Source organism: Scytonema sp. PCC 10023 (assembly GCF_963920835.1).
Classification (GTDB): Bacteria; Cyanobacteriota; Cyanobacteriia; order Cyanobacteriales; family Nostocaceae; genus Kalymmatonema.
In genome coordinates this window covers 73,225-86,679 of the sequence record NZ_CAWUDP010000043.1, presented here as the reverse complement: position 1 = coordinate 86,679, position 13,455 = coordinate 73,225, and the positions used below count along the sequence as shown (strand labels likewise).

13 protein-coding genes are annotated in these 13,455 nt (G+C 44.3%); 2 read left to right on the top strand and 11 right to left on the bottom strand.

Annotated features, from left to right (window positions below; genetic code table 11):
• The 6 genes from ACM0OZ_RS24730 to ACM0OZ_RS24705 all read right to left on the bottom strand — a co-directional run.
• Positions 1 to 2,430 (bottom strand): NACHT and WD repeat domain-containing protein (locus ACM0OZ_RS24730; protein WP_414585477.1); only part of this gene is annotated, 2,430 nt, incomplete at its 3' end.
• Between the two features lie 115 nt (positions 2,431 to 2,545).
• Positions 2,546 to 2,836 (bottom strand): hypothetical protein, encoded by a 291-nt coding sequence (locus ACM0OZ_RS24725; RefSeq protein WP_414585476.1) that lies wholly within the window; start codon positions 2,834 to 2,836, stop codon positions 2,546 to 2,548.
• Between the two features lie 8 nt (positions 2,837 to 2,844).
• Positions 2,845 to 3,015 carry a hypothetical protein gene (locus tag ACM0OZ_RS24720; protein WP_414585475.1) on the bottom strand — a complete coding sequence of 57 codons (171 nt, stop codon included), beginning with the start codon at positions 3,013 to 3,015 and terminating at the stop codon, positions 2,845 to 2,847.
• A gap of 63 nt (positions 3,016 to 3,078) precedes the next feature.
• Complete coding sequence (locus ACM0OZ_RS24715; protein WP_414585474.1) at positions 3,079 to 4,956, bottom strand: caspase family protein; 1,878 nt, start codon at positions 4,954 to 4,956, stop codon at positions 3,079 to 3,081.
• 664 nt (positions 4,957 to 5,620) lie between these two features.
• Positions 5,621 to 6,913, bottom strand: coding sequence for an RNA-guided endonuclease IscB (gene iscB, locus ACM0OZ_RS24710; RefSeq protein ID WP_414585473.1), 1,293 nt, complete (start codon positions 6,911 to 6,913; stop codon positions 5,621 to 5,623).
• A 174-nt stretch (positions 6,914 to 7,087) separates the two neighbouring features.
• Positions 7,088 to 7,741: a DNA-3-methyladenine glycosylase family protein gene (locus tag ACM0OZ_RS24705; RefSeq protein WP_414585472.1), complete on the bottom strand. Its 654-nt coding sequence runs from the start codon at positions 7,739 to 7,741 to the stop codon at positions 7,088 to 7,090.
• A 71-nt stretch (positions 7,742 to 7,812) separates the two neighbouring features.
• On the opposite strand from ACM0OZ_RS24705, the gene ACM0OZ_RS24700 reads away from it, so the two are divergent.
• Together ACM0OZ_RS24700 and ACM0OZ_RS24695 are read left to right on the top strand one after the other, a co-directional pair.
• Positions 7,813 to 8,322: a MarR family winged helix-turn-helix transcriptional regulator gene (locus tag ACM0OZ_RS24700; protein WP_414585471.1), complete on the top strand. Its 510-nt coding sequence runs from the start codon at positions 7,813 to 7,815 to the stop codon at positions 8,320 to 8,322.
• Between the two features lie 91 nt (positions 8,323 to 8,413).
• Positions 8,414 to 8,950, top strand: a complete 537-nt coding sequence (locus tag ACM0OZ_RS24695) for a hypothetical protein (RefSeq protein ID WP_414585470.1) — start codon at positions 8,414 to 8,416, stop codon at positions 8,948 to 8,950.
• Positions 8,951 to 9,010: 60 nt separating this feature from the next.
• Here ACM0OZ_RS24695 and ada read toward each other — a convergent pair whose 3' ends face one another.
• The 5 genes from ada to ACM0OZ_RS24670 form a co-directional block, all read right to left on the bottom strand.
• Positions 9,011 to 10,102: a bifunctional DNA-binding transcriptional regulator/O6-methylguanine-DNA methyltransferase Ada gene (ada, locus tag ACM0OZ_RS24690; protein ID WP_414585469.1), complete on the bottom strand. Its 1,092-nt coding sequence runs from the start codon at positions 10,100 to 10,102 to the stop codon at positions 9,011 to 9,013.
• A 130-nt stretch (positions 10,103 to 10,232) separates the two neighbouring features.
• Complete coding sequence (locus ACM0OZ_RS24685; RefSeq protein WP_414585467.1) at positions 10,233 to 10,670, bottom strand: response regulator; 438 nt, start codon at positions 10,668 to 10,670, stop codon at positions 10,233 to 10,235.
• Positions 10,671 to 11,070: 400 nt separating this feature from the next.
• Positions 11,071 to 12,243, bottom strand: coding sequence for a molybdopterin-synthase adenylyltransferase MoeB (moeB, locus tag ACM0OZ_RS24680; RefSeq protein ID WP_414585466.1), 1,173 nt, complete (start codon positions 12,241 to 12,243; stop codon positions 11,071 to 11,073).
• 79 nt (positions 12,244 to 12,322) lie between these two features.
• A complete protein-coding gene (locus tag ACM0OZ_RS24675) occupies positions 12,323 to 12,787 on the bottom strand; it encodes a Mov34/MPN/PAD-1 family protein (protein WP_414585465.1) in 465 nt (154 codons plus the stop codon).
• A gap of 121 nt (positions 12,788 to 12,908) precedes the next feature.
• On the bottom strand, positions 12,909 to 13,454 hold the full coding sequence (locus tag ACM0OZ_RS24670; RefSeq protein ID WP_414585464.1) for an RNA-guided endonuclease InsQ/TnpB family protein: 546 nt from the start codon (positions 13,452 to 13,454) through the stop codon (positions 12,909 to 12,911).
• Position 13,455 lies beyond the last annotated feature (1 nt).

Here is a 13,455-nt window from a genome sequence, read left to right as displayed (position 1 = left end):
GAGGGTTTTGATTTGTTTGCCGGTGCTGGTGTCCCACAGTTTCACCGTGTTGTCACGACTTGCAGAAGCCAGCATCTTGCCATCCGGGCTGAAGCTGACGCCATAAACCCAGTCTGTATGCCCCTTGAGGGTTTTGATTTGTTTGCCGGTGCTGGTGTCCCACAGTTTCACCGTGTTGTCATAACTTGCAGAAGCCAGCATCTTGCCATCCGGGCTGAAGCTGACGCCATTAACTTGCTTTGCGTGTCCTCCCAAGGTGTTTGGGGCTGCGACATTGTGAACTGTATGCATTAATCCTAGTTCCACCTGCCTGCGGGTATTTGCGTCTACCCAGGGTGTACGTTGCATTTGCACAACAGCTTTTAAACTTGTTTTTAAGGCTTCTCGCCCATCTAAGCTCAAAAGCGCATCTGAAGTCTTAGCAACAGAATTAATTTCACTTATTGCCGCACTCCACCAGCCCACGCCAGCTACCACAGAGAAGCTACCTAGTACGATAATTGTCAGCCGCCGTGTGCGATCGCGCTGCTGCTTCTCCCTATCCCGTTGTTGGGCGCTAGCTTGAATAAAGTCTCGCTCCTCCTGCGTCATTTCATCCGCGCGTTTGTGCAGCCAATCTTCCGCCACAGCTAACGGTACACCTCGCAACAACGCCCCTGAGTCATAGTTGCTATTTTTCCACTCACCCATTGTCACTTTCAGCCGTTCCTGCCAAACACGAAACTGACGGTTAGCATTTATCCACTCTCGCAGGGTTCCCCATTCCCGGATCAGCGCTTCATGCACCACCTCTACCGTATCTTCCTGTTCATTGCGTCCCGTCACAACCAAACGTGCTTGATATCCTGCTAAATAACTCACCAATCCCCAATTATCTTGCCTAACTTCCGCACGGGTTGCTAGCCGCCGAGTATCCTCTGTCCCCTCCCCTGGACGCACTAATTGCATAAAAATTCGCTGTGCCTGCTTTTGTTCTGCCTCACTCAGTTGTTGATAAATCTGTTCAGCATGATTGGCGATCGCTTTTTTGACACCGCCAATTTCATCGTAGGCTTGGTGAGTTAACACATGGTGAACCTGCTTCTCCCACAGTCGGGTGAGGGCAAATTCCAACAATGGCAAGTTACCAGGTTCTTGCCCCACATCATCGAGAATTCGTTGAGTCAGTCCATCCTCTAGTTGTACTTCCAGCTTTTGTGCCGGTTGCTCAATCGCCGCCTGTAGTTCCTTGTGATTCATGGAACTCAGCAGTTGTGGTGTAAACTCCTGCAACGCATCCCGAAGCGGACGGTGGGAAAGCACATAGCCGTAAAAGTCAGCCCGTAAAGTGAAAACCAGTGTTAAACTTTTCTGGTGAATAGCTTCGAGCAACGTATCAGCAAAGCGCTCTTGTTCTTCCTTCACCTGGCAAAGAGTGTAGAGTTCCTCAAACTGATCTGCAAACAGCAACAGACGTTTATCCGGATTGCGTTCTGTGATGCGAGACACCACCTGCTGCAAAGTGACTTTGCCCTGCTGGATATCTGCTGCTAGTCCAGCTCCTTCCCGCAGTTGTTGAGTGTCACCAATTTTCGGTTCTAATTGACGCACTAATGCACTAGCAAGCTGATAAAACGGTTGGTTCCCAGGACGGAAAGATTCAATCAACCAACTTCCCTGTTCCCGCAACTGTGAAATCAGTCCCGCAAACACTACAGAAGATTTGCCACTCCCACTAGGACCAATCACTGCTATCAAGGCCTGTTTGTGAACCGCTTGAACTAAGCCATTCACAAACGTTTCTCTTCCAAAAAAGAACGCTGCATCCTCTTCCCCAAATGCAGACAATCCTTGGTAAGGGTTGGGGGGAATAACTTCCGTTTCTGGTGTGGTGACAGTGATTAACTCTTTTTTTCTCAGTACCGGAGTTTGGTCCTCCACTTGAGAGCAGGCAAGCTCATAGGCAAACTCCACACCTTCCCCAGCAGCTATGGCATCGTAAAACGCTACAGCAAAAGCAACGGCTGCTTTATCCCCAACTGTGTGATTCATGCCAATCACATAGTTGACGTGTTGGCTAATTGCCGAAGCTTGCACTTGTGAGTAACAAGCGTTTAAAAATACACAATCGACTCCTTTGGTGGCAAACAGCTTAAACATACTCGCTAATGCATCTGCCCGGATCAATGCTGCCTGTCCCGTCTCATCTTCCAGGACGATACCATCCTTTCCAGCACCGTGTCCGCAGAAGTGTACAATCTGGGGTTGATAATCGAGCATTGCCCGATAGAAGTCACGCGATCGCACTGCCCATTTCTGCTCTAGCTTAAACTGCTCTCGTTTGTTTGCGCGTCGTAATCCCTCATCAATTTCCCGTACCTCTTCATCGAGTCGTAGCCTTGAGGTATTGGTAGGATTCGCTGCCAGAATCAAAATGGTTTTGACATGCATGTTGTTACTTATAAAAGAGTCTGAAAGAAGTTTTATATATTTACTCTTGATAAAATTAATCTAATATGTATAAATATCAGGTCAGCCATCGACTGACCTTAGAAGTATCATTCGTCTACACCTGTTTTACAACAAGTTTCAGTTGTTCTGTTGTCCATTTGTCACTGGGATAAGCCGCAGCACTGACATTTCTATTTGGAGGTTGTTCGCTTACAACAGCTGCCAATAATTCTTCTAAAGGATTATTTGCTCTAGTCACCTGTGTTCCCTTACGAGGTTTGTCTAATGCTGGTAATTCTAACCACCGGAAATTCGTTGCCCCGACTGTGGCAAAAACTTTGAGAATGTCGGCACCTTCGTTGTAACCTTCAGGAAGGCTTGTCTGTATGCGAACCAGTTTCTCCATGCCAGGATCTAAGGGTTCAAATGCAGCAGCGCCGTCTGGGTGGAACTGGGAAATACTCCAATCAGGCTGAATTGCCAGTACGTTAAGAAGGCAGAAGTACGAAGGCAGAAGGCAGAAGGCGTCCCCACGAATGAATTCGGGGGATTTAATAAAGTTGCTACGCGTTTATTTTTCTCCATAAATAAATTCAGGGGCTTTAAACCTTATGGCAGAGAACAGAGGACTTATTTTTGTATCAAAGCTTACCTTCTTTCCTTCTGCCCTCTGCCCTCTGCCCTCTGCCTTTCTTCGGTAATATTAAGAACTTGGGAAGAATCATTGCGGATACGCAAGAGTGCGTATTCATCAACATCAAGTGTTGGGACGTTGCCAGGAGCATTTAATGGCAATAATTCACCACGATTTTCTCCGGCTAGGCATAGCTCAACCTTAAGCTTTCCTGCTAAAGACGATATTGGGTCATTGTTATCCAGTTGTAAAATAGCACGATATTTGGACAGATGCACCAAGCGGTTGACAACACTAGCCGCAGCATTCGGTTCGCCTACTTTCAGTGGTGCTCTCAAACGAATCAGTTCTCCACCTGCATCAAGAATTTCATACTCACCTTGAGAGTTCACAGATACCTGATAGGTGACAGGTTCATCGCTTGTTTCATCACTAGATAAGAACTCTACCCAACCATGACCTTCTACTTTTTCTTTAACGGCTAGTATTGCTGCCAATGCTTGTTTTGCATCTATTCCTTCTGGTAGTTGCCGATTCTCTAAAGGAGGTAACAGGCGTACTTTACGGACAAGTTTGACACCAGGAGACACCAATATGGCAGGCGCACCATCTTCAATGGTTCCCTCAGTCAGGGTTTGCTCTGTTGCATTGCCAGCTTTAGAGGGAGGAATATAAAGACGTAAGTTATTAGTGGAATTTTCTTTACGTAGGATTTTTGTAATTTCAGCAAGAGATTCTTCTGCACGCACTTCTACAACCTTAGCCAGTGCAACTCGCTTGTCAGTTTGAGTAAAATCGCTTGTGCCTAATTGATAGATAGCAAACTCTGCGCCCTTACGCAAACCTTGGGCAACACCTGCTTGCAACAGCACCCGATTTTTTGCCACTTCTACTTTCTTGACAATGACAGCAGATTGGGAAGACATTGATTGACCGCTGAAGATAAGGCGCGAACCCTCGCCTTGCAGCATGGGTGTTTGTCGTTCAAACTGAGTGTTGACCTTTGCAAGTATGCGAGCATGAAGTGCTTGATAGGTAACATCATTCCCCAGCTTTTGTAGAGAGTCCAATAACCAATAGGTCAAGGCACCGTTGCGTTCTTTGCCATTGAAGGCATATTCATAAGCATACTCATTATCCCGACAGGCAGCCAATAAAACATAACCTTTTGGGTAGGGCAACCAACCACTGGCGGCAGTCACGTTGCGAGTGTTTTGTTGTCCCTGTGTTAATGTAACCCAGTTTTGTATCAATTCTTTAGCCGATGCCACCAGGCTTTCTTGAGGTCGCGGCGTTGTGTCTACAACGTTTTTGTTGAGACCGCGAATACCAGAATCATTGACTCCTCCACGCGTTGCACCTCCAGAATGACAGCTATCAAGCACTACGGTGACCACTAACTGCTTATCTACCATATTTTGTAGGAGTTTTGCCAACTCCAAGTCCCGGAGATAGCGAGCTTCGGAGTTGCCAATATCTGTGGGAACGAGTGATTCATCTACTCCGTATTTACCCTTAAGTTCTGGATAAATTGTTGCAGAACGTCCACCATGTCCAGAGTAGTGAATATATACCTGGTCTTGAGGTTGAGCCAAATCAGTAAGTTGCTTAAATTTGGCTACGATATTCTCGTAAGTTGGCAGCTGCTCTGGTGGCTCTTGTGGCTGGTCGGAATTGTCATTAGAAGCCGTTAGTTTCAGAATCTGACCTTGGGGTACTTGCAGCGTGTTTTTCAGGAAAGATTCCACATGGTTAATATCGCGCACGCATCCGGCAAGGCTCTTGTAGGAGGAGCCATTAGGCAATGTGTTTGGTAAGTAGCAATCAATACCTATTAATAAAGCAAAGAATTTGGAGGTATTTGTACTTGGTTGAATTAGTTCACGCTGCATATCCTGAGACATTCCGGAATTATCTCCCAATAAGGTCAAGTAAAGAGAACTTTTTTACATATTTTTATAGACGCAACTAAAGTTGACTTATGCAGAAATTAGGTGAGTCGCAGCAGTGTTGTCTCTTACTTTCACAGAAAAGCGAATCAAGTATACGTAAAAAATCATACAAAACAACTATCTTTAGCTAGTTGTTATCATTATCAAAAATGCGTCAAATGATAGATAGAGCTTCTTCTACCTTTTGACAGATGACCGTTATTTAGTATGATTTCGCGTTTGCAAAATCCACTCCCGCAGTTTGAGTACACAACGAACCGAGTCGTTGTCTACTTTTACAGCAGCAGATTACGCTTATGGACTCCAATTATGTTTTTACGCCTGACAGAGGCTATCTCGCTTCACCGTAAAGGACTCCAGCATGGGGTAGAATTTTTTATTTTTCCTGCTGATTTGAACCCTTGGGTTTTTTCAACAGATTTCATTCATGAACCCAAAAACTCCCGACGAACTAAAGTAGCTAGCTTAGAGAGTGCGATATCAGTCAACGCCTGTTGAGGGGTGGATTCCAATTTTTTCCTCTCAACGTGAGTGATGTTCATATTAATTTTTTCATTTTTTCAACAGAATTAAGTCAGCGATCGCTACACCTCTAATCGCTATTTCATTGGACATTAGTGGAAAACGAATACATATACCCGTCATTGCAGTGAATTGATTTACAGTATTTATGTCTTACAGGGCTTATCTTGCCCTTCGCTGTCCTCATCTCAAAGACTCCGCTTTCTCTCACTGTTAAACGACCAACATGAATACCTGCAAACTTTCCTGTTGGTAAAATAGCTCGTACCATATCCCCTGTTTGAAACCCAAAGAAAGTCTTACATCGAGTTTTATGCTTCACAGGAAACCCATACTTATTAGTTGTACACATTTGACGACTTCCCCAACCTTTAGCTGCAATCAATAAAGGCTGATTAGTTACTAGTTGTAACGCTTCGATATCCCCAACACACGCCGCATCTAACCAGTGAGTTTTAGCTAATTCAAGCCGAGTGCGGTTGTATTTTGTTCTACCTCCTGTTCCTATTTCGACTGGCAATCCTGATTCGTTAAGTTTGTTAAACAATGCCCATCGGGTACTATTGACAGATGCTGCATCTTTAAGTGGTTGCTTTGCTTGTGCCAAAATTCGCTTAAGTAACTCGGGTTTCTTGTTTAAAAAATCGCGAATATCTTGATTGCCTTTTGCTTGATTGCATCCGTGACAAGCCAAGGTAAGATTAGATATCCTGTCACTTCCACCTTTGGATCGCGGCTGAATATGCTCAACTTCCAATTTCGTATCAGCAACACCACAGTAAGCACATTTTCTGTTCCATTTTTCTAACAGGTATTCACGCACCTCATAACCTGCTAATTCACCCTGCTGATATTCCACTCCAGATATTTCTAGATTCTGCATTTTCTGGGTGTCAAACTTCACCAATTCCTGAGATATCCCAGATATTGGTACAAATCGACGTAAGCGATTAACCCAAGTCAGGATATTCTCAATTCTAGATTCCAAACTAGGTGCTAACCATCCCTTGCAACGAATGCGATTAAGGAATTTTGGCTTACGATACCGAGTTTTGCGATTACGACGATTACGACGAATTGCCCGACGCGATTCTATGTCATTCTTTATTTGTTGTCCTCGATGCTGTAGCTGTGCGCCCCACACAACCTTGTTTCCTTGGATAATGGCTAACCCAGTCGTCTTAGAACCTGGATCTATTTTTAGTTGATGGGGTTGAGTTTTTCGCTTTGGAACGGCATATTTCAATATGATTGTGAACGGATAACGACGAAATACTGCTGCTTTGCCATCATTGAGTAAACGTCTTGCTTGTCCTGGTGGAATCGGATCTAAAGGTTGCTTTTTTGTATCTAAAACGAATACCAAATTAGACATTTTGTCCTCTGATTGCTCAGGTAATGTTTTCCTCGTCAATGTTATCTAAGCTTGTTGTGCTAGCCGCACTTCCGCGCGCCAAATACAGATGTTTAACGGCTAGCGACAGAGCTACAAGCTGGAAAGCACCTGTAGGTGTCATGACTTAGATAACGTAGCTGGTGCTTAGACTGGCTATCTTGTCCACTGTTGTCCAGTGTTTAGCCGATAGCTCAGGTAGTAGTGCCATAAAATTCTAGCAGCAACGGCACGCCAAGGACGCCACTTGTCTGCAATTGCTACCAGTTCTTCAGGTGTTGGACGTAGCGTTAATCCCTTGAGTTTTTGAGTGGCGATCGCCAGTCCTAAATCGCCTTTGGGAAAAACATCAGGGCGTAGCAGCGCCATCAGTAAGTATATATCGACTGTCCAATCTCCAATACCTTTGATGCGCTTTAACTCAGTCCGGATAGTTGTTTCGTCCATTGTCTCTAGGTTCGTGAGGTTAAGCTGACCGCTTGTGATTGCGATCGCTAATGCACGACCGTACAAAATCTTTTGCCGACTAAACCCAATTGTCTTTAATTGAACATCATCGAGAGTAAGAAAATTTTCTGGCGTCAGTGGTACCGCCACTGCACACAAACGGTTAAATACAGCCTTTGCAGCAGCTAAAGATACTTGTTGTTCCAAAATGATACGCAGGAGTGTTGGGAAACCCGCTTCTCTTTCCCACATTGGTGGAGGTCCGAAAGTTTCTAAAATTCGGGCAAAATCGCTGTCGCGATTGGCTAGCTCTATCAAAGCATAACTAAGAGTTTCTTGTGTGAGTGATTCTGACATCAACATAAACACAACAATAAAAATTCGACTTTCAGGCTACCTTATAATTAGCAAGCTAATCAAATTCCTTTTTAACTGTGGTCATACTGCGTCCCTTTGTTGATAAACAGACAATACTGAATTTTGCCAAGCGCTACCCAGAGTTAGACATTGCTTCAATAGAAACTTGTTTGGCTTTTCTACACACCACGGCTGATGTTTATCAAGCCTTAGATGTTCATTTTGCCCGCTACGGTCTTTCGCGGGGGAAATTTACTTTGTTGATGCAATTGTATTTGGCGGACGAGAAAGGGCTAACACCTTCTGAATGTGCTCAACGAGCCGGTGTGACTAAAGCAACAATCACAGGACTTCTTGACGGACTTGAACGAGATGGATTGGTAAGACGCCAACCTGACTCAGAAGACAGGCGAATGCTGCGTTTGCAATTAACAGACAAAGGACGGGGCTTGCTTTCTCAAATGCTTCCAGACCATTTTTGCCGCACCACCGACTTGATGGGGAATCTCACTGAGAGCGAAAAAAAGACACTCATTAAGCTTTTAAACAAAGTACGCACTCGAACCTCAGCAATGCTTGACCCCTAAATAAAATGCTTGTGGATCATTGCTACGTAGTGTAAGCTTTTGATTAGGAACCTAACTATAAACCGCCTAATCAAAATTTGGAAAAATTAATATGAACAAGCTAAGCGTCAAGCAAAAAAACTGGTTGCTAGCTTCTCATGTCGCCTTTGGAGGAATTTGGTTTGGTACTGCTTTATGCATGATTGCTATTGCTTTAAGCAACCGAAACACTCCCAACGGTGATGAACTGTACGCTATCAACTCAGTCATGAAGCTGCTGGATGACTGGGTAATCATCCCCTCTGCCACCTTATCGCTGATAACAGGCGGATTGCTTTGCTGGCTTACGATTTGGGGATTTTTTAAACACTACTGGGTGATCGTCAAGTGGATAGCAACTGTAACACTCATTGTCACTGGCACAATTTGGCTTGGTCCTTGGACAAATGCAATTACCGCCATCTCTGCAGCAGAAAGGATACAAGCACTACAAAATCCGCTGTATGTATTTGACCAGAACGCAGTACTTGTGGGTGCTATTATTCAGACCTCATGCGTTTTAGTCATTATTGGCATTTCAGTCTTGAAGCCTTGGGGAAGGCGAAACATTAAAAAGCAGGAGAAACAGCCAGCTGCTTCTAGTGGCTAGTACAGCGCGGCAGAAATAACTAGACAGTTAAAAATGACCAAAAAGCTGGTTTTATAAGCATTATTCTTGTGGGATGGGCGTCTCGCCCGTCCGTTTCCCTTCTTGTGCAAGTAGTTTTTGTTTGCGTTCAATTCCCCAGTGATAGCCGCCAAGAGTGCCATCAGTTCGCAAGACACGGTGACACGGTACGATGAGTGCTGTTGGATTGGCACCACAAGCAGTACCTACAGCGCGAACTGCGTGAGGTTTACCAATTTCACGGGCGATATCAGCATAGGTGCGCGTTTCCCCATAGGGAATTTTCTGCAAAGCCTGCCAAACTTGTTTTTGAAATGCTGTTCCGCGTATATCAAGCGGCAAATCGAGCTGTGGCGCGTCTCCTGTGATGAAATTGAGGATTGTTTGTAGCCAGTCTCGGTGTAAATTGTCATCACGTAGGATTTGCGCTTGATTGAATTCATTGAGAAGAATACGTTCTAGCTCATCTAGTTCATCACCTAATTTAACGGCACAGATACCTTTCTCGGTTGTTGCCACAAGCAAATATCCTAGAGAACATGGAACGATGGTATAGGCAATATGCATTCCCTTGCCACTGCACCGATAAGTTTTTGGTGTCATTCCAAGTTGCTTGGATGCTTTTTCATACAGTCGGCTACTCGATCCATATCCCGTGTCGTAAAGCGCATGAGCAATTTCTTCCCCTTGTTGAAGACGCTGCTTGAAGCGATCGCTGCGAAGCGCATTTGCATATTGAAACGGCGATAAGCCAATGACTCGCTTGAATTCCCTTTGCAAGTAACTGGGACTCATTTTAAAGTGAGAGGCTAGTTCTGATAGGGTTGGGATGCGATCAATTTGTTCTTCAATGTATCGAGATACTGCCAAGATTTTAGCCTTGGTCAAATTTGGCACTGTTTCATATTGCGGCTGACACCGCTTACAAGGTCGAAAACCTGCAATTTCAGCCTCTTGTGGCGACTGAAAGAAACAAACTTGGTTTCTATTCGGTCTTCGACTAGAACAAGTAGGTCGGCAGTAGATGCCTGTAGAACGGACACCGTAAAAAAGCTTTCCTTCAAAACTGGGGTCTCGATTGAGAACAGCTTGCCAAAGGGTTTCCTCTGTGATTGCAGTCTGTTGTAATTCCATTGATATTCTTTTTCTAAGTAAAACCAGATTAGGCGCATGAACACGCTACGTTCTACCCGATTCTTGCGATCAATATTTAAGCTTCTAGCTGTGGACTTATTAACAGCTTTTATTTTGTCAACAGTAAAAATTAAATCTTCTTAGTAAGAATATTGACTATTTCTGTTACTATGTCATTAGGGTCACTAGGCTTAATTAAGTAAGATTGAAATCCTAATTTGAGAGCAAGGTCGCGACCTTCTTCTGAATCCATAGCTGTTAGAGCAATAGCCGGAATCTGATTTTGTGGAGAATTGAGTGTTCGGACTTTACGAATTAACGAATATCCATCCACTTCCGGCATTGCAATGTCAATAATTAAAACATCTGGTACAGATTGTTTGATGACCTCAATCGCTTCCAACGCAGACGTTGCCGTCATTGTTTGAACACCGTAGCTTTCAAGAATAAACGTAGTTAAGACAAGGCTGTCAGCATCATCATCTACTACAACTATTTGTAAACCATCTAATGTCTGAAAATTTGTTATGTCGTCATTAGGATGACGAGTTTCGTTCGTATTTGACACGATAAAATTAGCCTCCTTGATTGCACCCTCAATTACGGAGGAAGTCCTGCTGGGAGCTAGCTGGTAACTAGCTGCCTAGTGGGCATATTTAAGTTCTACTTGTTCATGAAATTCAGCTTATCTAACTTTAGTATTATTTCCTTTGAAAGTCATTAACTTCTCAATCAACTCACGTCTTTTTGACTCAAGATTTGCCAAGCAAAAACCGAGAGCAAGCAAAATATTCTATAAAAAGAGAAATAAAACAACTATCTACCGAAGGAGAATCTGCTTAATCAAGCTAGATATACACAAATAATCTAAATTCTTAAAAAAAAATTGACGCTAAAGACGCAAATAAAGCTTCGCGTCCTTAGCGTCTATGTCCTGCGGACACGCTAATGCTAATGCGGTTCGTTCTCTAATATGTTGGTACCGATGGGTCGATTTCCTTACTCCAAGCAAGAATACCACCCTTCACATTCGTGCCATCAACTCCTGCTTCCTTGAGAATGCCAAGGGCTTTTGCAGAACGCATACCCGATTTACAATGGGCAATCAGGCGATGACCATTGACCAACTCCTTCACCTTAAGCACGCCTTCACCGTTTTCAATGTCCGATAACGGTATCAAGACTGCACCAGGAATTTGGGCAATTTCATACTCGTGCGGGTTACGCACATCTAGCAGCACAAAATCATCTGTACCACTATCGAGCAATTGCTTCAACTGCTGCACTGTGATTTCTGACATTTCCATCTGCTGTTTCTCCTCTTGTGCTTTGGCTTGTGGGATACCGCAGAATTGTTCGTAATCTATCAACTTTTCAATGACTGGGCGGACTGGGTTAGGACGCAGCTTCAACTCCCGGAACTTCATATTGAGAGCATCATACAGCAACAGGCGTCCACTTAAAGTTTCACCCCTACCAAGAATGATTTTGACAGTTTCCGTTGCCTGGATGACGCCAATAATTCCTGGTAAAATTCCTAATACACCACCTTCTGCACACGAAGGAACCATTCCTGGTGGTGGTGGTTCGGGGTAAAGGTCACGATAATTCGGTCCATCCTCGTAGTTAAATACTGTCGCTTGCCCTTCAAAACGGAAAATGGAACCATAGACGTTGGGTTTGTTGAGCAACACGCAAGCATCGTTGACTAGATAACGAGTGGGGAAGTTATCGGTACCATCCACCACGATATCATAAGGTCTAATAATGTCGAGGGCGTTTTCTGAAGTCAGGCGAGTTTCGTACAAATCAACCTGACAATACGGATTAATCTCTAGAATGCGATTCTTTGCAGATTCAATCTTAGGTTTACCCACCCAAGATGTACCGTGAATGACTTGGCGTTGCAAGTTGGAAGTATCGACAACATCGAAATCAACAATACCGATGCGTCCAATACCCGCCGCAGCCAGATACAGAAGCAGAGGTGAACCGAGTCCACCCGTACCGATACACAGTACGCTAGCAGCTTTCAAGCGTTTTTGTCCCTCCAACCCCACTTCCGGCAAAATTAGGTGGCGGGAGTAACGTTCGTAATCATCTTTGGTTAACTGGATTTCATCCAGATTAGGATTGAGCATAGCAAGTTTGATGAGGAAGAGCGGATTTTTAATCCTACCGAAAAACAATACCCTTTGTGTCTTTTTGTATGACTTGTTCTTAACCTAACTTTTCAATTACTTCTTGCTGAAACTGGTGGGTATCATCCAAAGTCCAACTTTTCATGTCACTAGCTTTGCCATTTTGTACAGAAACAATGATGTAAGAGTATTCTTGCCAAGCAAGCTGGCGGTCATATTCTGAAGGAATCGCTGGATGGTCAGTATGAGAATGATAAATGCCAATGATATTGAGTTTGCAATCGCGTGCCTGTTTCTGTGCCTGCAACATCACTTGAGGTGCGATCGCATACCTTTGCCTTTTACTGTAATCTAACGTGTCATCTCCTGGAAGCTCTGCCGCTGTTTGTGCGTTCCAGGCATTTTCTGTTGGCATCACTTCTACCACAGTTTTGCCCTCGCTTGTCAGATAGCCTAGTATTATACCACAACACTCTTCTGGATAGGTGGTTTCGGCGTGAGTGCTCATGGTTTGTAGGTGTTTTGGGCTGAGTTGGAGAACCATGAAGAATTTTTAACCACAGATGGACGCCGAAGTGGATGGACGCAGGTGACATCCTCCTACGCTGAATCGAAGATTACACCGTAGGCTTCCCAAGAATCACTTCTTAGGTTTCCTGGTTGCTCTATGAGCGAGATTTCGACACTTGCCTAGACTGAGTTGCCTCAATCCCCGGTAGCTCGTCTGCACAGGCAGTTTCCATTCCCGTCTGTCCAACGGTACTAATGAGTTGAATTCCTCGGTTTCTGATATTTTGACCCGCTGCTACGTCCCTATCGGTTTTGTATCCACAATGAGGACAATCATGGATTCTCACACTCAGGTCTTTTTTGACTTCACCACCACACTCAGGACACTGTTGAGAAGTCCCTCTAGCATCAACCTCACTGAAGAACTTTCCACGCTTCCAACACACATACTTGACGATGCCTCTAAACTGTCCAAAGGCAGCATCGAGCATCTGTTTACCAAACATCGCTTTGGCACTGGTTCGATAATCCAGGTCTTCCATGAAAACCATATCGCCAGCATCACAAAGGGCATGAGCTTGTTTGTAGTGAAAATCCTTCCTCGTGTTGTCGATTTTATAGTGAAGTCTGGCTACTTTAAGGCGTTGTTTCTCGTAGTTTTTCGACCTCCGTTGTTTTCTAGACAGTCTGCTTTGCAGCAAT